26 protein-coding genes, 1 tRNA gene and 2 pseudogenes are annotated in these 24,361 nt (G+C 61.2%); 18 read left to right on the forward strand and 11 right to left on the reverse strand.

The window, feature by feature from the left end; translation table 11 throughout:
* Window positions 1-233: 233 nt before the first annotated feature.
* The 3 genes from NKH04_RS33245 to NKH04_RS20545 form a co-directional block, all read right to left on the reverse strand.
* The gene (locus tag NKH04_RS33245; protein ID WP_502913431.1) at window positions 234-359 is read right to left on the reverse strand and encodes an abortive infection family protein; all 126 of its coding nucleotides are present in this window, start codon (window positions 357-359) and stop codon (window positions 234-236) included.
* A gap of 1 nt (window position 360) precedes the next feature.
* Window positions 361-993, reverse strand: coding sequence for a hypothetical protein (locus NKH04_RS20540; RefSeq protein ID WP_353044831.1), 633 nt, complete (start codon window positions 991-993; stop codon window positions 361-363).
* 77 nt (window positions 994-1,070) lie between these two features.
* Window positions 1,071-1,289: a DUF982 domain-containing protein gene (locus NKH04_RS20545; protein WP_353044832.1), complete on the reverse strand. Its 219-nt coding sequence runs from the start codon at window positions 1,287-1,289 to the stop codon at window positions 1,071-1,073.
* Window positions 1,290-2,377: 1,088 nt separating this feature from the next.
* Between NKH04_RS20545 and NKH04_RS20550 the strand changes: the two genes are divergently transcribed.
* From NKH04_RS20550 to NKH04_RS20560, 3 genes are all read left to right on the forward strand, one after another.
* A complete protein-coding gene (locus NKH04_RS20550; RefSeq protein ID WP_352453788.1) occupies window positions 2,378-2,557 on the forward strand; it encodes a hypothetical protein in 180 nt (59 codons plus the stop codon).
* Window positions 2,521-2,775, forward strand: a complete 255-nt coding sequence (locus NKH04_RS20555) for a tyrosine-type recombinase/integrase (protein WP_353044833.1) — start codon at window positions 2,521-2,523, stop codon at window positions 2,773-2,775. Before NKH04_RS20550 ends, NKH04_RS20555 begins: the two co-directional genes overlap by 37 nt.
* Window positions 2,776-2,832: 57 nt before the next feature.
* Window positions 2,833-2,921 (forward strand) — tRNA-Leu (locus NKH04_RS20560).
* A 101-nt stretch (window positions 2,922-3,022) separates the two neighbouring features.
* Here the strand turns inward: NKH04_RS20560 and NKH04_RS20565 are convergent.
* A complete protein-coding gene (locus tag NKH04_RS20565; protein ID WP_352614073.1) occupies window positions 3,023-3,412 on the reverse strand; it encodes a hypothetical protein in 390 nt (129 codons plus the stop codon).
* A 48-nt stretch (window positions 3,413-3,460) separates the two neighbouring features.
* Window positions 3,461-4,039: an NUDIX domain-containing protein gene (locus NKH04_RS20570; RefSeq protein WP_352684894.1), complete on the reverse strand. Its 579-nt coding sequence runs from the start codon at window positions 4,037-4,039 to the stop codon at window positions 3,461-3,463.
* A gap of 153 nt (window positions 4,040-4,192) precedes the next feature.
* On the opposite strand from NKH04_RS20570, the gene NKH04_RS20575 reads away from it, so the two are divergent.
* The 8 genes from NKH04_RS20575 to NKH04_RS20610 all read left to right on the forward strand — a co-directional run bounded on the left by NKH04_RS20575 (window position 4,193) and on the right by NKH04_RS20610 (window position 10,890).
* Window positions 4,193-5,296, forward strand: coding sequence for an NADH:flavin oxidoreductase/NADH oxidase (locus NKH04_RS20575; RefSeq protein ID WP_352970497.1), 1,104 nt, complete (start codon window positions 4,193-4,195; stop codon window positions 5,294-5,296).
* Between the two features lie 109 nt (window positions 5,297-5,405).
* Entirely contained in the window at window positions 5,406-5,723 is a 318-nt protein-coding gene (locus tag NKH04_RS20580; RefSeq protein ID WP_353044834.1) for an SH3 domain-containing protein, read from the forward strand.
* A 62-nt stretch (window positions 5,724-5,785) separates the two neighbouring features.
* The gene (locus NKH04_RS20585; RefSeq protein WP_352541401.1) at window positions 5,786-6,079 is read left to right on the forward strand and encodes a DUF982 domain-containing protein; all 294 of its coding nucleotides are present in this window, start codon (window positions 5,786-5,788) and stop codon (window positions 6,077-6,079) included.
* A 28-nt stretch (window positions 6,080-6,107) separates the two neighbouring features.
* A complete protein-coding gene (locus NKH04_RS20590; protein ID WP_023674770.1) occupies window positions 6,108-6,347 on the forward strand; it encodes a DUF2188 domain-containing protein in 240 nt (79 codons plus the stop codon).
* Window positions 6,348-6,511: 164 nt separating this feature from the next.
* Window positions 6,512-7,597, forward strand: coding sequence for an ABC transporter ATP-binding protein (locus NKH04_RS20595; protein WP_353044835.1), 1,086 nt, complete (start codon window positions 6,512-6,514; stop codon window positions 7,595-7,597).
* A gap of 33 nt (window positions 7,598-7,630) precedes the next feature.
* The gene (locus tag NKH04_RS20600; RefSeq protein ID WP_353044836.1) at window positions 7,631-8,956 is read left to right on the forward strand and encodes an ABC transporter substrate-binding protein; all 1,326 of its coding nucleotides are present in this window, start codon (window positions 7,631-7,633) and stop codon (window positions 8,954-8,956) included.
* Window positions 8,957-9,143: 187 nt separating this feature from the next.
* Entirely contained in the window at window positions 9,144-9,995 is an 852-nt protein-coding gene (locus NKH04_RS20605) for a carbohydrate ABC transporter permease (protein ID WP_502893743.1), read from the forward strand.
* Between the two features lies 1 nt (window position 9,996).
* On the forward strand, window positions 9,997-10,890 hold the full coding sequence (locus tag NKH04_RS20610) for a carbohydrate ABC transporter permease (protein ID WP_023674766.1): 894 nt from the start codon (window positions 9,997-9,999) through the stop codon (window positions 10,888-10,890).
* 89 nt (window positions 10,891-10,979) lie between these two features.
* Here the strand turns inward: NKH04_RS20610 and NKH04_RS20615 are convergent, their stop codons facing one another.
* Complete coding sequence (locus tag NKH04_RS20615; protein WP_353044837.1) at window positions 10,980-11,966, reverse strand: alpha/beta fold hydrolase; 987 nt, start codon at window positions 11,964-11,966, stop codon at window positions 10,980-10,982.
* 147 nt (window positions 11,967-12,113) lie between these two features.
* On the opposite strand from NKH04_RS20615, the gene NKH04_RS20620 reads away from it, so the two are divergent.
* From NKH04_RS20620 to NKH04_RS20645, 6 genes are all read left to right on the forward strand, one after another.
* Entirely contained in the window at window positions 12,114-12,863 is a 750-nt protein-coding gene (locus tag NKH04_RS20620) for a competence/damage-inducible protein A (protein ID WP_353044838.1), read from the forward strand.
* A 77-nt stretch (window positions 12,864-12,940) separates the two neighbouring features.
* Entirely contained in the window at window positions 12,941-13,774 is an 834-nt protein-coding gene (locus tag NKH04_RS20625) for a universal stress protein (protein ID WP_352474045.1), read from the forward strand.
* 127 nt (window positions 13,775-13,901) lie between these two features.
* Entirely contained in the window at window positions 13,902-14,402 is a 501-nt protein-coding gene (gpt, locus tag NKH04_RS20630) for a xanthine phosphoribosyltransferase (protein ID WP_352481145.1), read from the forward strand.
* Between the two features lie 222 nt (window positions 14,403-14,624).
* Window positions 14,625-15,113 carry an NUDIX hydrolase gene (locus tag NKH04_RS20635; RefSeq protein ID WP_352819695.1) on the forward strand — a complete coding sequence of 163 codons (489 nt, stop codon included), beginning with the start codon at window positions 14,625-14,627 and terminating at the stop codon, window positions 15,111-15,113.
* A 650-nt stretch (window positions 15,114-15,763) separates the two neighbouring features.
* The gene (locus tag NKH04_RS20640) at window positions 15,764-19,528 is read left to right on the forward strand and encodes a vitamin B12-dependent ribonucleotide reductase (RefSeq protein WP_353044839.1); all 3,765 of its coding nucleotides are present in this window, start codon (window positions 15,764-15,766) and stop codon (window positions 19,526-19,528) included.
* 6 nt (window positions 19,529-19,534) lie between these two features.
* Window positions 19,535-20,542, forward strand: coding sequence for a DUF4238 domain-containing protein (locus NKH04_RS20645; RefSeq protein WP_353044840.1), 1,008 nt, complete (start codon window positions 19,535-19,537; stop codon window positions 20,540-20,542).
* Between the two features lie 224 nt (window positions 20,543-20,766).
* Here NKH04_RS20645 and NKH04_RS20650 read toward each other — a convergent pair whose 3' ends face one another.
* The 3 genes and pseudogenes from NKH04_RS20650 to NKH04_RS33250 all read right to left on the reverse strand — a co-directional run.
* Entirely contained in the window at window positions 20,767-21,138 is a 372-nt protein-coding gene (locus NKH04_RS20650) for an endonuclease domain-containing protein (RefSeq protein WP_353044841.1), read from the reverse strand.
* 228 nt (window positions 21,139-21,366) lie between these two features.
* Window positions 21,367-22,158, reverse strand: a pseudogene (locus tag NKH04_RS20655) (glycoside hydrolase family 25 protein); the annotation flags it as partial.
* An 84-nt stretch (window positions 22,159-22,242) separates the two neighbouring features.
* A pseudogene (locus NKH04_RS33250) lies at window positions 22,243-22,386 on the reverse strand (glycoside hydrolase family 25 protein); the annotation flags it as partial.
* Window positions 22,387-22,645: 259 nt separating this feature from the next.
* Here NKH04_RS33250 and NKH04_RS20660 point away from each other — a divergent pair.
* Window positions 22,646-23,560, forward strand: a complete 915-nt coding sequence (locus NKH04_RS20660) for a hypothetical protein (protein ID WP_353044843.1) — start codon at window positions 22,646-22,648, stop codon at window positions 23,558-23,560.
* A 13-nt stretch (window positions 23,561-23,573) separates the two neighbouring features.
* Here NKH04_RS20660 and NKH04_RS20665 read toward each other — a convergent pair whose 3' ends face one another.
* Together NKH04_RS20665 and NKH04_RS20670 are read right to left on the reverse strand one after the other, a co-directional pair.
* The gene (locus tag NKH04_RS20665; RefSeq protein ID WP_023717422.1) at window positions 23,574-23,786 is read right to left on the reverse strand and encodes a hypothetical protein; all 213 of its coding nucleotides are present in this window, start codon (window positions 23,784-23,786) and stop codon (window positions 23,574-23,576) included.
* 118 nt (window positions 23,787-23,904) lie between these two features.
* Entirely contained in the window at window positions 23,905-24,303 is a 399-nt protein-coding gene (locus NKH04_RS20670; protein WP_352474034.1) for a GFA family protein, read from the reverse strand.
* Window positions 24,304-24,361: the final 58 nt, after the last annotated feature.

A 24,361-nucleotide genomic window follows, 5' to 3' on the forward strand; every position in this document is an offset into this window, starting at 1 on the left:
CCTGAGGGCCTTGGCCGCCTGAGCACCGTCATGTGTCCGCCGCTCCGCTAAACACGGGGGCTGCGCGGCGGACACGCCGACGTCACCGCAATGCCACGCCATTTTGCAGAACTTGACGCACACAACTCGAAGTTCTCCTCAGGGTGTAGCCGAGGGGGCACAGGGACACAGGAGACCAGTACCTATCTACCGAAGGAGGGGGTTGGGGCAGCCTTAGGGCTCTGCATTCCCACCTATTTAGCCATCGCCTCCTCGGCGGTCGTTAGAAATACGAGGGTCGAAGCCATCATGTGGAGCATATAGGCCGCTATGTGACCAGGCACCTCAGTCGGAGTCGTACCTTGTCCGTGCCCGCCCATCCTATTGCGGCTTGTGATCGACCCTCCCACCGGACTTTATTAACTTTGCGGTCGCTATCAAAACATAGGAAAATGTCATGTATGCTACAAGGACAAGTATTGAATTGGAAAGAATTACCCAATTACTTGAAAACAACTTTCTCCAAAAGGAGACTTCGTCTGGAACGTTTGTTTGCCCATATTCAATACAAAGAAGGATGCAAATGCAAACAGCGAAACCAACGACATTGACCACAGATGCCCTCACGTGAAAAGCAGTTAGTGGCTTTAATTCTGAACTTAATAAGAAAAAAAATAGAACACATAGCGCCGCCAGCGAAGCGACCAATATATATATTCCAGCAGCGAGCGATATAATATAGCGAATAGACAACCCGTCCATTGCAATAAAGTATCGATAATTGTTGCCAACGGAATAAAAATTTTCAAGCCAAAATGGCTTCACGATCGTAACAGCATGCGTCATTAATAAACTTGCAGGTAAGAAGCAGGAAAAAAGCGTGGCCACTAGGAGCATGCCTTTAAATACCCAATTAATTGTTTGAAGATGGTCATATAGCTTCGGGCACTCGTCTCGCGTCAATATCCAATCAGAAGGGTCTCTTTTGCCCATCCTTTCTAGAAGTTCAATCACGGATGTCCACCTCTACAGTAGTCGATTGATAGCAACCAGTGTCCCTACACATCTGCTTCGTCGAGCATAATGCAGGGCTATACAGGAGTAAGGAACATCTTCTCTTCCTTGGCCGCCGCCTCGAATGCCCTGCGGGCATCCTGGGTAGGCACTTCGGCTTCCATTGCGGCCATGCAGGTTTCCACCGCCTTCTTCCACTTCGGGCCCCTCTTGGTCCACTTCAGGAGTTCCTCGGCGGCACCCTCGACATTGTTGCAGCCGTAGGTGACCCCAGGTCGGTCGGTTTTGACGTACACCGGAGGGGAGAACCAATGGGTTGCCATGAGGGGAACTTAGCGTGGCCGACACAATTAACTAGCGCCACGACTGTGCCTCGCTCATTTTGGCGGAGGTGGCGTGGTCTCGTCTATCCCGGAGTGGTAGATTGCCAACATCCCTGTGATGGAGGGAATGACGCGATTAGTCGACTGTACGCCACCACCTTCACTGATGCTGTGGTAGTTACAGCTATTTGCAAAGTCCTTTTGGTCCGGTTTGTAAGCGACACGTCTTACGCTTGTCCTGACGTAGTTGTAAGGGGCCAGCTTACCCGTCTCCACAAGCCCCCCGCTGGGGTCGATGCTCGAAGGTACTTGATCACCGCGACATGAGAGATGTCATCATCTCGAAAGACCAAGTCATCATAGCCCGATTTGGGTAGTGGCTTACGCACGAGCATCATGCACGTCAGCCCTGTGTCAACAAATGAGCGAGCGGTACCTTTGTTTTGAAATACGACCGTGGCGGTCGTGACCGAAATCAAAGCGGTGAGCAGCGCGAGCGTAGAATTTCCCCATGGAATGAACCGCCGCCAGTCCTGAAATTCGCCGCAGGTCGTACATTTGCGTGCTCGCGCCGGAATAGGCGTGCAGCACATGAGACACGGCTCCGCGCGGGCGATCAGATAACCGGCTCGCACGAAGACCCCTTCGTTTCCCACGTCGTGCCGCTCGCGTTGCCTTCCGTCCCACAATCATTCCCACAACACGACAGATTGTCGAATGATTTCAATGCGGCAAACAGGATAATGTATCTCTTATCGGCCATGAGGGGCACATAGGGGTGTGATCGAGGCGCGTAGAGGTGGCAAGGCATAGGCAAATGTTCCTACGCTTCCCTTCCAATCGGTGCTTTTGCCAATTGACAATCTGTCACAAAATGACCCGGCGATTGCTCCACGGTTCAACGCTAGATGCAACGCTAGGGGCACATCGGCAACGCACATCGGCAAACCTTGCCCTGTCTCTAGCTCCGCGTATACGTAGGGCGGCCAGTGGCGGTGGCGGGCATTTCGTGGGATTGATGCACTGAATTTGGGGCCGCGCCGGCCAGGGGGGAAAAGACCATGAAAACCGCCATCACAGTACTCATTGTTTTGCAAGTCGCCAATTTGGCGGCCACGCTTGGGGCCGATTACTTTGGTCGTCGCCGCGCCACGGCTATTCGCTGCCTGATCTATGCCACGCACGCCATGGGCGAGCCGAAGGCTTGCACGGAGGCATTTCCACGGCCCGAGCTGCCATAGGACGCGCGTGCCTAGTCTACACGACGCGGCATACGTGCTACTCGTGGCAGATCATCCGTGGCATCGACATCCGGCGCGTCCAAATCTGGATGGGCCACAAGTCGATCCAGACCACCCTGAACTACGCCCACCTCGCACCCAATCACTTGCTCGACAACCTGACCGCCCTCGAAGGTGGCGCGGCTCCGAGGCTCGTGGTAGTGAACGGCAAATCCTAGGCCGACCGTGTGGGAAACCATGTGGGAGACCGGTGGGATTTCCCCACAATGTGGGAGGTGGGCGTGGCGGAACTGGTATACGCAGCAGACTTAAAATCTGCCGGTGTTTCAAGCACTTACGGGTTCAAATCCCGTCGCCCACACCAACCCTCGCAACGGACTTAAAATCCCTCGATCTCCGATCGTACGGGTTCGATTCCCGTCGTCCGCACCAGATTTGGATTTGCCAAGACAGCTTAAGGGCGGTTCACTTTGCGGGACCGCAATTACCGACAGCTCGCTTGTTGAGCTTACCAGCCTTCAGGTCTGAAAGCTGCGGAATGGATGCATCAAATCCGGCGTATTTTTCGTAGACTTCCCTGTCCAACGAGATTTGCCGACCGGCGGCAGTAAAAGCGACCATCCCTGTAGTGCCGATATAGGCTCGCGCCGCTCGCATTCTGCAGAAGTATTTTTTCTCGCCGTTGGACACGAACCAGCCCAGCGAGCCTGATGCACCTCGCGACAGCTTGCCGGTCTTGTATCCTTTGCTTTGCAGGTTGGAATAGGATTCAGCGTGTGACGGGGTAATCGATGCCAGGAGAAAGACAGCCATCGAAGTCGCACCCAACCACTTCGGCAAGTTTTTGATAATCATAGATCTGTTCCCTTTCAGCTGCATCTCAGCCCGTTGCGGCAAAGCCGTTCACCCCCCGATCGGGTTCAGCTTCAAATGCTGGATCAGGATAATCGTCTTGGCGTCGATGATCCGACCATCGTTGATGCCAGCCAGTGCCTCGTCTAGCGGCATCTCCAAAACCTCGATGTCCTCGCCTTCGTCGTGGGCGCCGCCGCCGTCGGAAATGCGGTCGGCGGGCGAGTAGCGGGCGACGAAGAACCAGAGCCGCTCAGTGACGCTGCCGGGACTCATATAGGGCGAAAACAGCCGCTGCACGTCCTTCAGGCGGTAGCCGAGTTCCTCCTCGGCCTCCTTGCGGATGCAGGTTTCGGGATCGTCTTCGTCGAGCAGGCCGGCGCAGGCCTCGATCAGCGGCTCCTTGTGGCCGGTGACGTAGGCCGGGTAGCGGAACTGCCGCACCAGAAGCACCGTCGAGCGGTCGGGATCGAAAGGCAGGATCACCGCGCCGTCGCCGCGATCGTAGGTCTGGCGGGTGTGCGTTTCCCATTTGCCGTCGCGCCGGCGGTAGTCGAAGACGGTCTTTTTCAAAACCGCCCACTCGTCGGAAAGGACTTCCTCAGAGCGGATGCGAATGCGATCTTCCATGGTGGACTCCCTGCTGCCGCGGCAAGGCGTAGCCGCGAACGGCGGTTCGTACAATCGGGCCAGCAATTGGTCCAGAGCGCCGGTTCACCGTCTCGTGTCTGGCGCTGGCACAATCGGCTGCCTAAATAGCGGCAACCCTCTCCGGAGTTTTTTATGACCTCATCGCTTTTCCAGCCGATCACCCTCGACGGCCTCACCTTCCCCAACCGCATCGCGGTCGCGCCGATGTGCCAGTATTCGGCCGAGGACGGCTCGGCCAGCGATTGGCATCTCTATCACTGGATGAACCTGGCGATGTCCGGCGCCGGCATGGTCACCGTCGAGATGACCGATGTCGAACGGCGCGGCCGCATCTCGCATGGCTGTCTCGGCCTTTATTCCGAGGACAACGAGGCGGCGGCGCGACGCACGCTGGATGCAGCCAAGCGTGTCGCCGCACCGGGCACGAAATTCGGTACGCAGCTTGCCCATGCCGGCCGCAAGGCCTCCAACCGGAAACCCTGGGAGGGCGGCGGCCCGCTGCATGCCGATCAGGATCCGTGGCCGATCGTGTCGGCCTCGGCGATCGCCTACGACACCGGCTGGCAGGTGCCGCGGGCGCTGGAGGACGACGAGATCCTGCAAATCATCGAACGCTTCGCAGAAGCGGCACGGCGGGCCGAGCGCGCCGGCTTCGACTTCATCGAGCTGCATGCCGCGCATGGCTATCTGATCTTCCAATTCCTGTCGCCGCTCTCCAACCGGCGCACCGACCGCTGGGGCGGCTCGCTGGAAAACCGCATGCGTTTCGCCGTCGAGATCGCCAAGGCGGTGAAGAAGGCGGTGCCGAGACTGATGCTCGGGGCGCGTCTGTCGATCAAGGAATGGGTCGATGGCGGCTTCGAGGTCGAGGATGCGATCGAAGTGGCAAAGGCGCTGAAGGAAGCCGGCGTCGCCTATCTCTGCTGCTCGAGCGGCGGCAACTCGCCGTTGCAGAAGCTGCCCTCCGGGCCCGGCTATCAGGTGCATCTGGCCGAAGCGGTGCGCAAGGCCGTCGGCATCCCGACGCGGGCCGTCGGCCTGATCGACGATCCGAAACAGGCCGAGGCGATCGTCGCCGACGGCCGCGCCGACATGGTGGCGCTGGCGCGCGCCTTTCTTGCCGATCCGCGCTGGGGCTGGCGCGCCGCGGCCACCTTCGGCGAAGAAATCCACCCGGCGCCGCAGCTTGCCCGCTCGGTGACGACGATGCAGCACTGGATGAAGGCGGCGAACTGACGGCGGGTTCGTCTCGCTGGACGGGCCAGCACAGCTTCGCATTGATCCTCTGCCGGTGTAGAGTGGCCGGGGGCCGCGGCTGGGCGCGGCGGGTTGGGGGAGCAGAGACATGTCGTTCAGGGGGATTTCCATTGCGGCCGCCGCCGCGGTTGTGGCCGGGCTGTCGTTCGCCGCACCGACGCCGGCCGGGGCGCAATATTGCGAAGGCACGGTGCACGGCCTTTCCAGGCACTACAATCTGGCGACGGGAAGCGGCTTTCTCGCCGTTCGGGCCCGGCCGAACTCGTCGTCGCGCATGGTCGGGCAATTGTTCAACGGCGACCAAACCGAGATCTTCGACCGCCGCGGAAACTGGTACAAGGTCGATTTCGGCGGCCGCATCGGCTGGGCGAATGCACGCTGGCTGCGCAACGACTGCGGCTATTGAGCTATTTTCGCCTGAGCTAAAATAGCTGTTGCAACCAAATCGGCCGCTCCGCGTTGGCGGCGATGATGGACAGCAAGCCATTTGAAAAGCCGGTCGTGGTCGAACTCGGCCATGTCGGCAAATATCGGCAGATCCGCAGCGCCCAGGAGGCGGCGGAGTGCCTGATGACGATCTGGCCACTCAACCGCGGGCCGCGTCATCGTGATGCCCTCGACACTTGCCTAAAAGTGCTGGAAGGTTATCGTTCGACGGCGGATGCGCGCCGGGCACTGATCGAAGCCGCCAGGGAATCGGACGTGCTGGTCCCAGACGACAGGCTGCCAGACGACAGACTGGCCGACGATAGGCTGCATTGAGGCAACGGGCTTTCAACCGGAGGGTTTCATGGCGAAACTGACCTACAAGATCGTCGAGCATGACGGAGGCTGGGCCTACAAGGTCGGCTCGACATTCTCCGAAACGTTCCCCACCCATCAGGACGCGTTGCGCGCCGCCGAGATCGCTTCGGCCGAACAGCAGGTCGCCGGCAACACCGACGGCATCCAGTACGAGGACGCCGACGGCAAATGGCACGACGAGCTAGCCGACGGCCGCGACCGGCCGCAGACCGAGGTTTCGGATTAGCCGTGTGTCGATATCCAGGTGTGCCGGCGTGCTTTACAGGTCGGTTTGGTAGCGCTACCGTTTCACATCGCGCGTGACCGGGGAGGAGCCTGGGCGCTGTCGCGGGCCAGGCAGGAAAGCGGTTTCCTTCGAAGTCGTTGCGGGAATCAATCGGGAGGAGATCGATGGCGTCTGTCGCGATCGGCGATGTCTACAAATCATTTGGGACCGTCGAGGTCCTGCACGGGGTTAGCGTCGACATAGACGACGGCGAGTTCGTCACGCTGGTCGGTCCTTCGGGTTGCGGAAAGTCGACCCTGCTCAGGATGATCGCCGGCCTGGAAAAGATCTCGCGCGGCCAGATCGCGATCGGCAAACGTGTCGTCAACAACGTTGCGCCAAAGGAGCGCGACGTCGCCATGGTCTTCCAGAACTATGCGCTCTACCCGCATATGACGGTCGCCGAGAACATGGCGTTCTCGCTGATGCTCAAGGGCGTTCCCAAGACAGAGAGCGATGCCGGCGTGCGGCGCGCGGCCGAAATCCTGGGACTGGTGCCGCTGCTCGACCGCTATCCGCGCCAGCTTTCCGGCGGGCAGCGCCAGCGCGTTGCCATGGGCCGGGCGATCGTGCGCGACCCGCAGGTTTTCCTGTTCGACGAGCCGCTATCCAATCTCGATGCCAAGCTCCGGGTGCAGATGCGCGCCGAGATCAAGGAACTGCACCAGCGCCTGAAGACGACGACGGTCTACGTCACCCACGACCAGATCGAGGCGATGACCATGGCCGACAAGATCGTCGTCATGCATGACGGCATCGTCGAGCAGATCGGGCCGCCGCTCGAGCTGTACGACCGGCCGAACAATCTGTTTGTCGCCAGCTTCATCGGCTCGCCCGCCATGAACATGCTCAGGGGCGAGATCGTAAGCGACGGCTCGCCGTCATTTCGCGGCGCCGGCGGGATTTCGGTCCCGTTGGCCTCCGCACTTTCCATCGGCAACGGTGAGCCGGTCGTGCTGGGGATACGGCCCGAGCATTTACGGCTGTCCGACAATCAGGGCATTCCGGTCACCGTCGTGGTGGTCGAGCCGACAGGGTCCGAAGTGCAGCTCATCGGCCGCACCGCCGGTGGCGAGGAGATCGTCGCAAATTTCCGCGAACGCCATTCCTTCACGCCGGGCGAAACCATCCGGCTTACGGCCGAGCCTGGCCTCATTCACCTCTTTCACGGCGAAACCGGACAGCGGTTCGAAACGCCCATCGGGCAGTAGGACGGCAAGGACAATAAGCAGGAGGAAGCGAGCATGAAATTCACCAGACGCGACGTGATCCGCACCACCGCCGGCGTTGCGGCGGGAGCCTTGGGAAGCCGGCTCATCGGCTCTCCCGCCTTTGCCCAGGAGGGGTTGAAATACAAGCCCGAGGACGGCGCCAAGCTCAGGCTGCTGCGCTGGTCGCCTTTCGTGCAGGGCGACGAGGATCAATGGCTGGCCAACACCAAACGCTTCACCGAAGCGACCGGCGTCGAGGTCCGCGTCGACAAGGAAAGCTGGGAGGACATCCGCCCCAAGGCGGCGGTCGCCGCCAATGTCGGCTCCGGCCCGGACCTGATGTTCGTCTGGTTCGACGACCCGCACCAATATCCCGACAAGCTGCACGACGTGACGGAGCTGGGCGAATATCTCGGCTCGAAATATGGCGGCTGGCACGACGGACCGCACCAATATGCGACACGGCAAGGCAAGTTCCTCGGCCTGCCGCTGGCGACCATCGGCAATGCCATCGTCTATCGTGAAAGCTGGGTGAAAGAGGCTGGCTTCTCCGAATTTCCGAAGGACACGGCAGGCCTGCTCGAGCTTTGCAAGGCATTGCAGACGAAGGGGCACCCGGCCGGCTTCACGCATGGCCACGGCGTCGGCGATGGCAACAACTACGCCCACTGGCTGCTGTGGAGCCATGGCGGCCAGATGGTCGACGAGAGCAGCAAGGTGACGATCAACAGCCCCGAGACGCTGAAGGCGATCGAATACGCGCAGCAACTCTACAAGACCTTCATTCCCGGTACCGAAAGCTGGCTCGACGTCAACAACAACCGCGCCTTCCTGGCCGGGCAATTGAGCGTCATCGCCAACGGCATTTCGGCCTACAACACCGCCAAGATCAACAAGGACAAGGATCCGAAACTGGCCGAGATGGCCAAGGACATCCGCACCACCAACCTGCCGATCGGCCCGGTCGGAAAATCCGTCGAGCTGTTCCAGGTGACCACGGCCGTGATCTTCGACTACACGCCCTACCCCAACGCCGCCAAGGCCTACCTGCAGTTCATGTTCGAGGATCCGCAAATGTCGCAGTGGATCACGTCGTCAGCAGGCTATTGCTGCCAGACGCTCAAAGCCTTCGACAACAACCCGGTGTGGACGGCCGATCCGAACAATGCCGCCTACGCCAAGGCCTCGGCGACGCTGCGGCCCAACGGCTATGCCGGCCCGCTTGGCTATGCCTCGGCAGCGACCATGGCCGATTATGTGCTGGTCGACATGTTCGCCAAGGCGGTGACAGGCCAGGCGACGCCGCAAGAAGCGATGGAAGAAGCCGAGAAGCGCGCAAACCGCTACTATCGCGTTTGAGCCGGGTTCAGCCGGGCAGCCATGCTGCCCGGCTTCGAATCGCGCATGGCCGCCCGGCCGTTCAATGAGACCTTAGAGGAGCCGACCCATGGCCGTGACCTCCGCTGCCGCTCAGCCACGCCGGTCGGCGCTGTCGCGCATTCTGACGTTCGTGTCCGAAAGTCATAACGCGCTTGGCTTCGGCTTCATGCTGCCGGCGGCGGCGCTGCTGCTGGTCTTCCTGACCTATCCGCTCGGACTCGGCGTCTGGCTCGGCTTCACCGATGCCCGCATCGGCCGCCCCGGCATCTTCATCGGTATCGAGAACTACGAATATCTGTGGGATGACGCCGTCTTCTGGCTCTCCGTCTTCAACACCTTGCTCTACACGATCAGCGCCTCGGTCCTGAAGTTTGTGCTCGGCCTGTGGCTGGCGCTTATCCTCAACCAGAACCTGCCGTTCAAGTCGTTCTTCCGCGCGATCGTCCTGCTGCCCTGGGTGGTGCCGACGGTGCTGTCGGCGATCGCCTTCTGGTGGATCTACGATTCGCAATTCTCGATCCTGTCCTGGGCGCTTATGGAAATGGGCCTGATCGACCATCGCATCAACTTCCTCGGCGATCCCGAGAATGCGCGGGCTTCGGTCATCGCCGCCAATGTCTGGCGCGGCATTCCTTTCGTGGCGATCACGCTGCTTGCCGGCCTGCAGACGATTCCGCAGTCGCTCTACGAGGCCGCCACGCTCGACGGCGCCAGCCGCTGGCAATTGTTCCGCTATGTGACGCTGCCGCTGCTGACGCCGATCATCGCCATCACCATGACTTTTTCGGTGCTGTTCACCTTCACCGATTTCCAGCTGATCTATGTGCTGACGCGCGGCGGGCCGGTGAACGCCACGCATCTGATGGCGACGCTGTCGTTCCAGCGCGGCATTTCCGGAGGCCAGCTTGGCGAAGGCGCCGCGATCGCAGTCGCCATGATCCCGTTCCTGCTGGCGGCGATCCTGTTCAGCTATTTTGGCCTGCAGCGCCGCAAATGGCAGCAGGGCGGCGGAGATTGACATGACCGCGATCGAAACGAGCAAACGCCCGGAACTCGACGAAGGCGGCATGGGCTACCTGCAGAGTTTGCCGCGCCGCGTGGTGACGGTCTACCTGCCGTTGCTGATCTTCGTCATCGTGCTGTTGTTTCCGTTCTACTGGATGACGATCACGGCGGTTAAGCCCAACCTCGAGATGACCGACTACGCCAATTTCAATCCGTTCTGGGTGGTGCATCCGACGCTCGAGCATATCCGCTACCTGCTCTTCGAGACGTCTTATCCGGGCTGGCTGCTCAACACGATCATCATCTCGACCGCCGCCACGTTCCTGTCGCTGCTGGCTGCGGTGTTCGCTGCCTATGCGATCGAGCGCTTGCGGTTCTCCGGGGCGCGGCAGGTCGGCCTCGCGGTGTTCCTCGCCTATCTCGTACCGCCCTCGATCCTGTTCATTCCGCTGTCTGTGATGGTGTTCAACCTTGGTCTTTACGACACGCCGTTCGCGCTCATCCTCACCTATCCGACCTTCCTGATCCCGTTCTGCACATGGCTGCTGATGGGTTATTTCCGCTCGATCCCGTTCGAGCTGGAAGAATGCGCGCTGATCGACGGGGCGAGCCGTTGGCAGATCCTCACCAAGATCGTGCTGCCGCTATCGGTGCCGGGCCTGATTTCCGCCGGCATCTTCGCATTCACGCTGTCATGGAACGAGTTCATCTACGCCTTGACCTTCATCCAGTCGTCCGAAAACAAGACTGTGCCGGTCGGCGTGCTCACCGAGCTGGTGCGCTCGGACGTCTATGAATGGGGGGCGCTGATGGCGGGAGCGCTGATCGGCTCGCTGCCGGTGGTGGTGCTCTATTCGTTCTTTGTCGAGCACTATGTTTCCTCGATGACCGGAGCCGTGAAGGAATAGCCGACGTGATTAAGTTCGGAGGTATTCCCGGCGGCCGGGATGCCCGGGGCGGGCACCCTGCCGGCCGAGACCGGCGTTCCGGGAGGGTGTCAGCTGCTGGTGTCGGACTTCGGCGCAAATGCGCGGTCGGCAATGCGTTCGATGAAAGCGACGACCCGTTCCGGCTCGACGAATTGCGGCATGTGGCCAAGCCCCTCGACAGGTTCGAAATCGAGCCCGCTGATCTTTTCCATCACCGGCCAGCCGTGGATATCGATGCCCAGCACGCGGTCGGAAGCACCAAACAGAATGCCGGCCGGCATGGTGATTTCACCATAGCGTTGCTCGATGCGGCCAAGGTCATGCTCGATGGCCACGACATCGGTCGACGTTGCATAGAAATGGCTTGGCCTGAGCCCGCACCAGCCGCCGCCCTCGACCATATAGTCGGCCGGCGCCGTCTGCGGCGCGAAAATGAAGGCAAGCGTCGCTTCGGCATATTTGAGAGCCGCCGGGATCGCCACCGTATAAGCCATGATCCGGCGCCGCAGCGGCGACTTGACGTACAGCGGGCCGAACTTCTCGCGCGCGTCCGGCTCCAGATGGGTCAGCGGTGCCAGCAAGGCGATGCCGGAAATCGCCTCTGGATGCTCGATAGCCAGCGTCAGCGCGATGGCGCCACCCAGCGAATGACCGACGACCAGCGGCTTTTCCAGCCCAAGCGCGTCGATAAAATGCCGCACGAAGTCGGCCTGCTCGGACAGCCGTCCGCTGGCGCCCCTGGCCCGCACCGAATAGCCGGAGCCCGGTCGGTCGAGCGCGATCAGCCGATAGTTCGGGCCGAACCGTCCGAACAGCGTGTGGCCGAATTGATGAAGCTGCGCGCCGAGGCCGTGCAGGAAGACGATCGGCCGCCCCTCGCCCGTCTCGACATAATGGATGCGGTTGCCGTCGATCTCGATGAATTTGCCACTGGCCGGCACCAGCCTTTCGGCCTTCGCCGCGATCCGCAGCGTCGCCAGCAGCGGATAGGCTGCCACGACGAGCGCCAGCAGAAACAGCGCGCCGGGTAGCCATAGCAGAATTGATACTGGCATCTTTCCCTCAGCGCCCAAACCGGCGCAGCATCACCCGCCGACGGCTCCACTGCAAGGGAGGTGGCACAGGTGGATCCGTCGTTTGGCGGCATTGCCGCCGGCCGTTTGCCGCGCTATCTCAGGCGACCCCGTTTGCCGGAGCCTGCCATGACCGAAATCGTCACCGCCGCCATGCTCGTCATCGGCGACGAGATTCTGTCCGGCCGCACCAAGGACAAGAACATCGGCCACCTCGCCGAGATCATGACGGCGATCGGCATCGACCTGAAGGAAGTGCGCATCGTTGCGGACGAGGAAGACGAGATCGTCGCTGCGGTGAATGCGCTGCGCACCCGCTATACCTATGTCTTCACCACCGGCGGCATCGGCCCGACGCATGACGACATCACCGCCGATTCGGTTGCCAAGGCCTTTGGCGTGCCATGCGAATACAACGCCAAGGCCTACGCCCTGCTGGAGGCAAGCTACGCCGCCCGCGGCATCGAATACACCGAAGCGCGCAAGCGCATGGCGCGGATGCCGCGCGGGGCAGACCACATCGATAATCCAGTGTCGGTTGCGCCGGGCTTTCGCATCGGCAACGTCCATGTCATGGCCGGCGTGCCGGCGATTTTCCAGGCGATGCTCGACAATGTCGTGCCGACATTGCGGGCCGGCACCAAAATGCTGTCGGCAACCGTGGAATGCCCGTTCGGCGAAGGCCTGATCGGCGGGCCGCTGGGCGACATCCAGAAGGCGCACCCGGACACGATCATCGGCTCCTACCCGAAATATGGCGACGGCAAGTTCTGGACGGAACTGGTGGTGCGCGCCCGCAGCCAGCAGGCGCTGGACTCCGCACGCGCCGACGTAGAGGCTATGGTGGCGGGCTTGATCAAGGAAAGCCGAGTGGGCTGATGGCCGGCCTGACGGAACCAGCATCGCGCAGTGACGTTTGTCACGAGTGGGATCGCCGTATGAAGTGAGGGACTGCCATGCGCTTCAAGACCATCGTCGCCATATTGCAGAATGAACCGGATGCCGAGCGCGTCCTCGACTGCGCGATCCCGCTGGCCAGCCGATTCCAGAGCCATCTGATCGGCATCCATGCCGAGGCGCTGCCCGTGCCCTACACCTCTGCCACCGGCTTTCCGGACACCGAGTTCCTGCAGGTTTCCGCCGATATGAACCGGGAGCGCGCCGAGAAGTTGCAGGCCGCCTTTCACAAGCGCATCGAGAATTCCGGCCTGTCGTTCGAGTGGCGCAGTCTCGAGAGTTTTTCCGGCGACAGTGCGCTGACCGGCATCTCGACCGTTCGCACCGCGGACCTGATCATCGCCGCGCAGCGCGAATCGGGCAGCGACCCGAGCGCCGACGTCGACACGCTGGTCTACGATGCCGGCCGGCCGGTGCTGGTGGTGCCGCATTCGGGTTCGCTGGTGACCAGCTTCAAGCATGTGCTGCTCGCCTGGAACGGCAGCAAGGAAGCCGCGCGCGCCGCCTTCGATGCCCTGCCCTTCATTATCGAGGCCGAAAAGACGGACATCGTCGTCATCGACCCGCCCGATACGCTCGACGAGGCGCCGGAAACAGCCGGCGCCGAGATCGCCGCCTCGCTGTCCAGGCATGGCGCGACCGTCAGCGTCTCGGTGCTGAGGTCCGGCGGCGCCTCGGTCGACGACATCATCCAGACCAGGGTCGCCGAGTCGGGTGCGGACCTGCTCGTGCTCGGCGCCTACAGCCATTCCTGGCTGCGCCAGCTGCTGTTCGGCGGGGTGACGCGAACGGTGCTGCGCACCGCCCCGGTGGCGGCTTTCCTGTCGCGGTAGGTTCACAGGGATAGCTGGCAGGACAATCGCTCTGCCGCGCCCTTGCCAAAGCCAAGCCTTTCCAGTTAATTCCGCGCGCATTCCATAGTGTCTGCGCGCGATGCGCGCTTTGCGGAGTGCGCGAGAGATGTCCCTGCCCGAAAAAGCCTTCCCGGTCTCCTGGGACCAGTTCCACCGCGACGCGCGCGCTCTCGCCTGGCGGCTTGCCGGCGCCAACAAGGGGCAATGGAAGGCGATCGTCTGCATCACGCGCGGCGGCCTGGTTCCGGCGGCTATCATTTCGCGCGAACTTGGCATCCGCATCATCGAGACGGTCTGCGTCGCCTCCTACCACGATTATACCAGCCAGGGCCAATTGCAGGTGCTGAAGGAGGTCACGCCGGCGCTGCTCGCCGATGACGGGGCCGGCGTGCTGATCATCGACGACCTCACCGACACCGGCAAGACGGCGGGCATCGTGCGCGCGATGATGCCCAGGGCGCATTTCGCCACCGTCTATGCCAAGCCGAAAGGCAGGCCGATGGTCGACACTTTCGTCACCGAGGTCAGCCAGGACACCTGGATCTATTTCCCCTGGGACATGGGCTTCACCTACCAGAAGCCGATCGCCGACGACCACGCCGGCTGATTCGCGGCAGCGCCGCTTGATGCACCGAGTCCGCCCAGAGGACCTCCGCACACCGATAAAGGCGTGGCGCGACGCTGCTGCAGTCGCGCCATTAGGCTGAGATCGGCGCAGATTGACGGAATCTGGCCGATCCGTGAAACATTTTTTACTTTCATTGCTTATAATTAGCCGTAAGATTCGTGAGACGGCAAATGATTCTGGAAGCTGGGGCAAGCTTCTCCGATGTTGACGAGGCCAACGACGCACAACCATAAGGCCGAAAGGGTCCGGCGACTCTTAGGCGCGGTGCCGTACCGCCTGCAGGTTGCAGCCCTGCCCTGGCGCGATAGCGGGGACGGCGTCGAAATCATGCTGATCACCAGCCGCGATACCGGCCGCTGGGTGCTTCCCAAGGGCTGGCCGGAAGCAAAGGAGCCGCTTTGTGAAGCGGCGGCACGCGAAGCGGGCGAGGAGGCCGGGCTGCGCGGCACGATCTCGCATCACGAGGCCGGCCGTTATTTCTACGCCAAGCTGCTGGATTCCGGCGAGGAAGTGCCGTGCGAGGTGCTGGTCTTCCCGCTGCAGGTCGACAAGGTCGCCGACCGATGGAAGGAAAAGCGGGCACGCACCCGCAAATGGGTCAGCGCCGCCGAGGCTGTGCGCATGGTCAACGAACCCGACCTCAGCCAGATCATCGCCCATTTCTGCGCGGATCCGCATCGGTTCTCCTGAGTCTCAGTCGCGCATAGCCTATTCGCTCAGGTGCTGTGAACGTCGTTGCCGAAGCGCCTCCACCCAGAGCCGACCCTTCCTCGCCGCGCTCCGCTTCTATCCCCGTTATCCACATATGTGACACACAAGATGTTGGGGTCATAAAAGCTACGCAAACGAATCCTTGACGCCGCAAAACGAGTCGCCTTTTATAGGCCATGCGCTTTTGTTGAGAGTGCGACCGGAAAAGTTTCGAGGCCGGTCTTTTTCCCGGAATATGTGCGTTTTGATCCGCATTCCCGCCTGTTTACGAGGCCGGCGAATGCGTGGGATTTTGAAGCCTTGGGGGGCGAAAGGGGAGGATTGTCGGACTTGAATAAATTGTCTGTTAATACTATATTTAGTGTTTGCAGGTAGGTTCGACGCTAGATAATGTGAAGTTCCCTCGACCGAGGGCGTTACAAAAAGTTTTCAGTTTTGAGGGACCCACAGGGTCCGTGAGCGCGTCGGACAGCGGCCTCGCAAGAGGTTCGACCGGCAGGGCGGCGGAGACTGTGACGATGAGGGCCGGCGGGTTTCGAACGCCGGCAGACGGCGGACATGCGCGTTTCGTCAAGAGGGCAGAAATCCTCTGGGAAAAGCGCTATATGTAGACAAAAGGGACCGGACCAATGCGCATCGAGCGTCGTTTCACCAAGCCAGGACAATCTGCCTATGCGGAGATCGAATTCCGCAAGGCGCTTTCGGAGATCAAGAATCCGGATGGGTCGGTGGTGTTCCGCTTGGACAACATCGACGTGCCGGCGCAGTTCTCCCAGGTTGCCGCCGATATCCTGGCGCAGAAATATTTCCGCAAGGCGGGCGTCCCGGCACGGCTGAAGAAGGTCGAAGAGACGCAAGTCCCCTCCTTCCTGTGGCGCTCGGTCGCCGACGAGGCTGAACTGGCCAAGCTGCCGGAAGCCGAGCGCTACGGTTCAGAGACCGACGCCCGCCAGGTCTTCGACCGGCTTGCCGGTACCTGGACCTATTGGGGCTGGAAGGGCGGCTACTTCAAGTCGGAGGAAGACGCGCGCGCCTTCCGCGACGAGCTCGCCTATATGCTGGCCACCCAGCGCGTCGCGCCGAACTCGCCACAATGGTTCAACACCGGCCTGCACTGGGCCTATGGCATCGACGGTCCGAGCCAGGGCCACTTCTATGTCGACCCGTTCACCGGCAAGCTGACCAAGTCGAAGTCTTCCTACGAGCATCCGCAGCCGCATGCCTGCTTCATCCAGGGCGTGCAGGACGACCTCGTCAACGAGGGCGGCATCATGGATTTGTGGGTGCGTGAGGCGCGCCTGTTCAAATACGGCTCCGGCACCGGCTCCAACTTCTCGTTCCTGCGCGGCGAAGGCGAAAAGCTGTCGGGCGGCGGCCGCTCGTCGGGGCTGATGAGCTTCCTCAAGATCGGCGACCGCGCGGCGGGCGCCATCAAGTCGGGCGGCACGACGCGTCGCGCCGCGAAAATGGTCATCGTCGACGCCGATCATCCCGATATCGAGGAATTCATCGACTGGAAGGTCAATGAGGAGCAGAAGGTCGCCTCGCTGGTCACCGGCTCGAAGATCGTCAAGAAGCATCTCGAAGCGATCATGAAGGCCTGCATCAACTGCGAAGGCAATGGCGACGATTGCTTCGATCCGGCGGTCAACACCGCGCTGAAGCGCGAGATCAAGGCGGCCAAGAAGGACGCGGTGCCGGAGAACTACATCTACCGCGTCATCCAGTTCGCCAGGCAGGGCTACACCTCGATGTCGTTCAAGACCTACGACACCGACTGGGATTCGGACGCCTATCTCACGGTTTCCGGCCAGAATTCCAACAATTCGGTGTCGCTGAAGGACGATTTCCTGCGCGCCGTCGAGCAGGACGGCGACTGGCATCTCACCGCCCGCAAGGACGGCAAGGTGCTGAAGACGCTGAAGGCGCGCGATCTCTGGGAAAAGATCGGCTATGCCGCCTGGGCGTCGGCCGATCCGGGCCTGCATTTCAACACGACGATGAACGACTGGCACACCTGCGCCTCGGCCGGTGCGATCCGGGCGTCCAACCCGTGCTCGGAATACATGTTCCTCGACGACACCGCCTGCAATCTGGCCTCGATCAACCTTCTGCCCTATCGCAACGCCGACGGCACCATCGACATCGCTGCCTACGAGCACACGGTGCGGCTGTGGACCATGGTGCTGGAAATCTCCGTCATGATGGCGCAGTTCCCGTCGAAGGAGATCGCCAAGCTTTCCTACGAGTACCGCACGCTCGGCCTCGGCTACGCCAATATCGGCGGCCTGCTGATGACCTCGGGCATTCCCTATGATTCCGACGAGGGCCGCGCCATCTGCGCCGCCCTCACCGCGATCATGACCGGCACCGCCTATGCCACTTCGGCCGAAATGGCCGCCGAGCTCGGCGCCTTCCCCGACTACGACCGCAACGCGCAGAACATGCTGCGCGTCATGCGCAATCACCGCCGCGCGGCGTATGGCGAAAGGGACGGCTACGAGAAGCTCGCCGTCAATCCGGTGCCGCTGGTCGCCTCGGATCTCAGGCAGCAGGAGCTTGCCGAACATGCCAAGGCCGCCTGGGACCGCGCCATCGAGCTCGGCGAGGAGCATGGCTACCGCAACGCGCAGGCAACGGTGATCGCCCCGACCGGCACGATCGGCCTGGTGATGGATTGCGATACCACCGGCATCGAGCCCGACTTCGCGCTGGTAAAATTCAAGAAGCTGGCCGGCGGCGGTTATTTCAAGATCATCAACCGCGCGGTGCCCGAAGCGCTGCGCACGCTCGGCTATTCCGAGAGCCAGATCGCCGAGATCGAGGCCTATGCCGTCGGCCACGGCAATCTCAACCAGGCGCCGGGCATCAATCCCGGCTCGCTCAAGGCAAAAGGCTTTACCGACGACAAGATCGCAGCGCTCAATGCGGCATTGAAGTCGGCCTTCGACATCAAGTTCGTCTTCAACCAGTGGACGCTGGGCGCCGACTGGGTGAAGGAGACGTTCGGCTTCACCGACGAGCAGCTAAACGATTTCTCGTTCGAGATGCTGCCGGCGCTGGGCTTCTCGAAGAAGGACATCGAGGCCGCCAACATCCATGTCTGCGGGGCGATGACGCTGGAAGGCGCGCCGTTCCTGAAGGCCGAACACCTGCCGGTGTTCGACTGCGCCAGCCCGTGCGGCAAGATCGGCAAGCGCTCGCTGTCGATCAACAGCCACATCATGATGATGGCGGCGGCACAGCCCTTCATTTCCGGCGCCATTTCCAAGACCATCAACATGCCGAACGACGCAACGGTGGAAGATGCCAAGGGCGCCTACATGCTGTCGTGGAAGCTGGCGCTCAAGGCCAACGCGCTCTATCGCGACGGCTCAAAGCTGTCGCAGCCGCTCAACGCCTCGTTGCTTGCCGACGTCGAAGACGACGAGGACGAAGCCATCGAGCAGCTGATCGCGGCGCCGGCCGCGCAGCGCGCCGTGCAGGTGACCGAGAAGATCGTCGAGCGCGTCGTCGAGCGTCTCTACCGCGACCGCGAGAAACTGCCGAACCGCCGCAAGGGCTATACCCAGAAGGCGGTCGTCGGCGGCCACAAGGTCTATCTGCGCACTGGCGAGTTTGATGACGGTCGTATCGGCGAGATCTTCATCGACATGCACAAGGAAGGTGCGGCCTTCCGGGCGATGATGAACAACTTCGCCATCGCCATCTCGCTCGGCCTGCAATATGGCGTGCCGCTCGAGGAATTCGTCGAGGCCTTCACCTTCACCAAATTCGAGCCGGCTGGCATGGTGCAAGGCAACGACGCCATCAAGAACGCCACGTCGATCCTCGACTATGTCTTCCGCGAACTCGCCGTCTCCTATCTCGGCCGCCACGACCTGGCCCATGTCGACCAGTCGGACTTCGACAAGACTGCGCTCGGGCGCGGCATCAACGAAGGCAAGGCAACGCCCTTCTCCAAGGGCCTGACCCGCGGCGCCTCGCCGGTCAAGCTGGTGTCGGGCATGGGCGCCGAGCCGAAAGGCTTTGCGGGTTCCGGCTCCGGAACTCCAGCCCGGACCGCCCCGACCGCCTTCTCCGGCTCCAACGTGCTGACGCTGAAGCCGGCCAGCGACGAAGCCATCGCCTACAAGCGCGACTACGAGGAGCGCGCCAGGGAACTGGTCGAGGACATCGTCTACGCGGAAGCCTCCGACCCGACGGAGCTGTTCACCGACGAGGCCGCGAAAGAAGCAGCCGAAGCCAAAGCGCTCGCCGCCAACCGGCGCCAGCAATCACTGATGCAGGGCTACACCGGCAACGAATGCTCGGAATGCCATAACTTCACGATGGTGCGGAACGGGACTTGCGAGAAGTGCGATACATGTGGGGCTACGAGCGGGTGTAGCTGAGGACTGGTGCCGCGTGAGAACCAGCACTATGTTCCACAATTCCTTCTGCGCAATTTTTGCGCAGAAGGACAATGTCATGTCTTTGACAAATCGACCTGCAAAGAATTTCGAACTAACCCACGCAATATTATGGGCGAAGCGGATTATAATGTAGTCCGCCTAAAAGGTAATTTTTACCTGGATTTCGAAAGCAAGTTCACCCACGTAGAGAACCTAGCAAAACCTGTTCTTGAAAGCATAATAGCTAACGAGACCGTATCTGCCTTAAGCCCCATGGATTTGGCAACGCTGTGTTGTTTTGTGGTTGTGCAGCACCTTCGCTCGAAGTCGTCGCGTCAAAGCTACTCTGGCATATTTCAAGATGTCAAACTTCGGTTCCCCGATCTGAAAACGAACGACATTCCCGAGCATTTTTCGGACGAAGAATATGAAAAATTTTGTCTCCTTAAAATGAACCTCGATAAATTGGATGAGATTGCAGGATACTTGACAACCAAGAAATTGATCTTGCTAAAAAAGTGTTGCGCCGGAGAATTATACATCTCAGACAATCCACTCGTAATGCACAATTACAACGACTTTGGACCGTACGGAAATATTGGACTGGGTGTACCAGGGATCGAAATTTATTTACCGATATCTTCGGATCTCGTCCTAGGTTTTTTGTGTCCTACGATCATCGACGGCTTTCATAAAGAACGTGCCAAGGCAGAGCAAAAAATAAGTGAAATCCAACTGAAGGTTTTCGTGGATGGCGCTCTTCCGCTTCAAAGCGGTGTGTCAGTGATTTTAGATGCGAAGGAAAGGTTAGAACAGGCAAAAATGAAAATCGCAATGCTTGTCGATTCTCAATACGCGCCGATATCCAAGGACATCCTTATTTTTCTGAATGCTCTTCAAATACAATGGGCTAACAGATTTATCGCAGCACGGAGGAAGGATTTTTCCTTTGCGCATAAAGTAATGAAGGAAAAACCTCACTGGCGTGAGCACCCGCGAATTGAAGTGGCTTAAAATTAAGCCCCACCAGCGGCAAAATCATCCGTGCCGGCGACTAGCCGCGAGGGACGTGTTCGCCTCTCCCTTCTACCCTTGTGGGAGAAGGTGGCCTCGCGAAGCGAGGTCGGATGAGGGGTGCTCCAGCTTGGCACCGGCGGCGCTCCGTCCAACACCCCTCAACCGTCTCGGCGCTCCGCGCCGAGCCACCTTCTCCCACAGGGGGAGAAGGGAAGAGCGCGCTACCGCCAAGGCTGCAAACTCTCGTCCCGTACGTAGGCGATGATGGTATCGCAGACGGCGTTCATATCCCGCAGCACGTCATCGTTCCAGAAGCGCAGCACGCGAAAGCCCCTCGCCTTCAATTCGGCATCCCGCTCCCGATCATAGCCCGAATCCGCGTGCTGGCTGCCGTCGATCTCGACAATCAGCCTGCCCTCGGCGCAAACGAAATCGGCGATGAACCGGCCGACCGGGACCTGACGCCGGAATTTGATGCTGTCGAGCTTGCGTCCGCGCAGCTCATGCCACAGGCGGTCTTCCACCTCGGTCGGCTCGCGTCGCATAGAGCGGGCGAAACGACGCTTGGTCGGCGCGACGGGCTGGTGCGGCATGGGACGAGGGTATCCAATCTGGGCATGACGTCCAAGGAATTTGAGACCAAGTGTGGAAAACCGAGCGCTATCCCTTCTCCCCTTGTGGGAGAAGGTGGCCTCGCGAAGCGAGGTCGGATGAGGGGTGCTCCAGCTTGGCACCGACGGCGATCCGTCCAACCCCTCATCCGGCTCGGCGCTGCGCGCCGATCCACCTTCTCCCACGAGGAGAGAAGGCAAGAGCTGCCGCTACTCGGCCTCGGCCACCATCTGCCGGCCGCCAACCCAGTCGCGCCACGCCCTCTCATCACCATGGAACACGTTGAGGTCGATGCGGCCTCTTACGCCGTGCGACAGGCCGGAGCCGGAATATTGCCAGAACAGCCATTTGCGGCCGGGATAAACCTTTGATGGGTGCGCCGCCACGGCGCGCAGCCAGAATGGATAATCTGGGAAGGCGCCCCTGAGATTGTCACGGTAGAAGTCAGGCGCGGTGTAGATGATTGGGCGCTGGCCGTAGTAGCGCTCGAGCTTGTCCATGAACACCTGCATCTTCTCCAGCACCTTTTGCCGCGACGGGCGGCGCTTGCAGCTGGATTCGCCGTTCCACTCGACGTCGATCACCGGCGGCAGCGCACCCTCGACCCGCGGCACGTTGCGGATGAACCAATCGGCCTGCTCGCCGGCAGTGCGGCACCAATAGAAGAAGTGATAGGCGCCGCGCTTGAGGCCGGCGGCGTCGGCACTGCGCCAGTTTCTGGTGAACATCGGGTCGAGATGGTCGCCCCCGTCGGTGGCCTTGATATAGGCGAAGTTGGCGCCCTGGGCACGCAGCTTTCCCCAGTTCACATTGCCCTGCCAGCGCGAAACGTCGACGCCGTGGACGGCGAGACGCCTCGGCGAGGATGCCTTGCCGAAATTGATCGGCTTGGCATCGCGAAAACCATAGCGCGTGACCGGCTCGGCAAGCATCGCCGGTGCTGCGCGTGTCAGCCGCCTCGGCGGCGATACCAGCGCGATCACCTCGGCCGGCGGCTCGACGCTTTGGTCGGGTACGTCCATCACGACCGGCTGTTCGTCCTGCTCCTGTTCGGCAAAAGCGGGCGCAGCATCAGTTTTCGCCACGGACGCCACCGGCGCGGGTGGCCGCACAACCGAGCTAGTGGTCTCGCTGGACGGCACTTGCAGCGCATCGACGCCGGAGGTTGACGTGCAGCCGGCAAGGCACAGCGCTGCGATCGAGAAGATGACGACGCCTGATAACCGCATCTGGACCTGTACGCAAAACACAACAGACCGAAGGCAGGACAACGCCGCCGGACAAACCAAGCTGGATTCCTAACAAGAAACTACCAACAAAGTTTGAATCGAATTGTTAGGGCTTTGCATCGGGACGTTCGCCCGGAAGGAGGTGCGCTATCCCCCAGCGTTCGGCCACCTGGCTGCCTCGCAATCCCGCTTGACAACTCGCGGCATGAGATTAGTCTTCGCTAATCTTACGGTGTAAGGCCGTACTTGGGAGGAAGTCATGCAGCCCGCCGCCTTGTCAGAATTGCAGCCCGTAGTCCCGCCGGAGCCACGCTCGCCCGCCATCGGGATCGACGAGATATCTGGCGATCTCAGCCGCGTCATCGAACGCGCCGAGGTCGATGCCTGGCTCGACCTCTATCGCGCCGCCCCGGCAGACTTTGCCGCAAGGCAAGGCCTTGCCATCGCCGAAGATGGCGATCTCGTCTGGACCACCTGCACGACGATCCCGTTCATCCATTTCAACTGCGTCAAGAATCTCGGTGTCGATAGCGCAGCCACCGAGAGCCGGCTCGACGCGCTTCTGGCGCATTATCGCGAGGCCGGCATTCTGCGGCCCTGGTTCTACACCAATCCACATACCGAGCCGGCGACGCTCAGCTGCTGGCTCGAGGCGCGCGGCTTGCAGCGTCAGGGCGGCTGGGAACGCATCTTTCGCGACGCCGCGCCATTGCCAGCGGAGCCGCTTTTCCCGACTGAGAACGTCTCGGTCGAGCGGGTGACGCCGGCAACGGCAAGGGAATGGGCCGGGTTCATCGACAGCCAATATCGGTTGCCGACCTCACCGTGGTTGCTGGCGCTGGCCGGCCGACGCGGCTGGCAGCATTACATGCTGCGGCGGGACGGCGCGGTGGCGGCGGTGCGCTCGATGTTCATCGGTGCCGACGGCATGGCCTGGAGCGGCATCGACGCGCCGGTTCCCGGCATCATGGCGCCGAGCTTCGACCTCGATGCAATGCTCGGCGAAGCGATGGTGCGCGACGGACTTGCGAGCGGTGCAAAACTGTTCGTGGCCGACATCGAGGCGCCGCAGTCCGAACGCGACGGGCCGGCCTACCGCAACTATGCACGCCTCGGCTTCAAGCTTGCCTATTTCCGCAGCCATTACAGCTATTTGCCGGCAAATTCCGGCTGACCGTTTCAAGACCCTAGCCGCACAGCCACAGCTTGTGGCAGGTCGTGGCCATCAGGTGGGCCGGCGGTACAAAACGATCGTTGACCGCCACATCATCGTCCGCCCGGCGGACCTTTTCCTCGAGCAGCGTACGAAGTTCTGCCGGCTGCACGCGGTCGCGCTCCATCACCAGCTTGATCATCGGATCGCTCAAGAGCTCGTCCAGGGTGTTGATGCTGTCGTTCATTCCGTCGCCTCCTCGACTGCCGCCCGCACGCAATAGATAGGCAGCAATGATGGCCCGCCAATGACGCTTTGCCGGCTATCTCGTGTCGCTTCGGATTAAATTTTGTCCAGATTTGACCTCAAGCCGGAGGTGGCGCGCCTTCATAGTGCGGCAGGCCGTCATCAATCTGCACCCAGGGCTGCTTCGAGGCGGTCCAGATATGCATCTCAGGCCTGAACACCGAGGGATCATCGAGGGAGCCGGTGGTGATGCCGATGATACCGGCGGAATCGCGTCGGGAAAACATCGTCGTGCCGCAGCGGGGACAAAAGCCGCGCTTGAGATCGGGCGAGGAATTCACCGTCGCCAGCGGTCCGTCGACCGTCACATCGTCGATGCGGAACAGCACGCGCGCGTTGAAGGCGGCACCCAGTGCCTTCTGGCAGAGCCGGCAATGGCAGACGCGCTCATTGATCGGTGCCGCCTCGGCACGGTAGCGCACCGCACCGCACAAACACCCGCCCTGATATCTTGCCATCGCCCGTGTCCCTTCCCTGCGAGGATAGGCGATACCTATCGATAGGCGTGGCGGCGTC

It is taken from the genome of Mesorhizobium sp. M1365 (assembly GCF_040317865.1).
Classification (GTDB): Bacteria; Pseudomonadota; Alphaproteobacteria; order Rhizobiales; family Rhizobiaceae; genus Mesorhizobium.

What these genes read in the sequence shown, in the direction of transcription:
- NKH04_RS20570 (WP_352684894.1), bottom strand. Translation starts at nt 4,039, where the DNA reads ATGGAAGATCGCATTCGCATCCGCTCTGAGGAAGTCCTTTCCGACGAG.
- NKH04_RS20575 (WP_352970497.1), top strand. Translation starts at nt 4,193, where the DNA reads ATGACCTCATCGCTTTTCCAGCCGATCACCCTCGACGGCCTCACCTTC.
- NKH04_RS20590 (WP_023674770.1), top strand. Translation starts at nt 6,108, where the DNA reads ATGGCGAAACTGACCTACAAGATCGTCGAGCATGACGGAGGCTGGGCC.
- NKH04_RS20600 (WP_353044836.1), top strand. Translation starts at nt 7,631, where the DNA reads ATGAAATTCACCAGACGCGACGTGATCCGCACCACCGCCGGCGTTGCG.
- NKH04_RS20615 (WP_353044837.1), bottom strand. Translation starts at nt 11,966, where the DNA reads ATGCCAGTATCAATTCTGCTATGGCTACCCGGCGCGCTGTTTCTGCTG.
- gpt (WP_352481145.1), top strand. Translation starts at nt 13,902, where the DNA reads ATGTCCCTGCCCGAAAAAGCCTTCCCGGTCTCCTGGGACCAGTTCCAC.
- NKH04_RS20650 (WP_353044841.1), bottom strand. Translation starts at nt 21,138, where the DNA reads ATGCCGCACCAGCCCGTCGCGCCGACCAAGCGTCGTTTCGCCCGCTCT.
- NKH04_RS20550 (WP_352453788.1), top strand. Translation starts at nt 2,378, where the DNA reads ATGAAAACCGCCATCACAGTACTCATTGTTTTGCAAGTCGCCAATTTG.
- NKH04_RS20660 (WP_353044843.1), top strand. Translation starts at nt 22,646, where the DNA reads ATGCAGCCCGCCGCCTTGTCAGAATTGCAGCCCGTAGTCCCGCCGGAG.
- NKH04_RS20670 (WP_352474034.1), bottom strand. Translation starts at nt 24,303, where the DNA reads ATGGCAAGATATCAGGGCGGGTGTTTGTGCGGTGCGGTGCGCTACCGT.
- NKH04_RS20620 (WP_353044838.1), top strand. Translation starts at nt 12,114, where the DNA reads ATGACCGAAATCGTCACCGCCGCCATGCTCGTCATCGGCGACGAGATT.
- NKH04_RS20635 (WP_352819695.1), top strand. Translation starts at nt 14,625, where the DNA reads ATGTTGACGAGGCCAACGACGCACAACCATAAGGCCGAAAGGGTCCGG.
- NKH04_RS20565 (WP_352614073.1), bottom strand. Translation starts at nt 3,412, where the DNA reads ATGATTATCAAAAACTTGCCGAAGTGGTTGGGTGCGACTTCGATGGCT.
- NKH04_RS20595 (WP_353044835.1), top strand. Translation starts at nt 6,512, where the DNA reads ATGGCGTCTGTCGCGATCGGCGATGTCTACAAATCATTTGGGACCGTC.
- NKH04_RS33245 (WP_502913431.1), bottom strand. Translation starts at nt 359, where the DNA reads ATGGGCGGGCACGGACAAGGTACGACTCCGACTGAGGTGCCTGGTCAC.
- NKH04_RS20640 (WP_353044839.1), top strand. Translation starts at nt 15,764, where the DNA reads ATGCGCATCGAGCGTCGTTTCACCAAGCCAGGACAATCTGCCTATGCG.
- NKH04_RS20605 (WP_502893743.1), top strand. Translation starts at nt 9,144, where the DNA reads ATGCTGCCGGCGGCGGCGCTGCTGCTGGTCTTCCTGACCTATCCGCTC.
- NKH04_RS20625 (WP_352474045.1), top strand. Translation starts at nt 12,941, where the DNA reads ATGCGCTTCAAGACCATCGTCGCCATATTGCAGAATGAACCGGATGCC.
- NKH04_RS20665 (WP_023717422.1), bottom strand. Translation starts at nt 23,786, where the DNA reads ATGAACGACAGCATCAACACCCTGGACGAGCTCTTGAGCGATCCGATG.
- NKH04_RS20580 (WP_353044834.1), top strand. Translation starts at nt 5,406, where the DNA reads ATGTCGTTCAGGGGGATTTCCATTGCGGCCGCCGCCGCGGTTGTGGCC.
- NKH04_RS20610 (WP_023674766.1), top strand. Translation starts at nt 9,997, where the DNA reads ATGACCGCGATCGAAACGAGCAAACGCCCGGAACTCGACGAAGGCGGC.
- NKH04_RS20585 (WP_352541401.1), top strand. Translation starts at nt 5,786, where the DNA reads ATGATGGACAGCAAGCCATTTGAAAAGCCGGTCGTGGTCGAACTCGGC.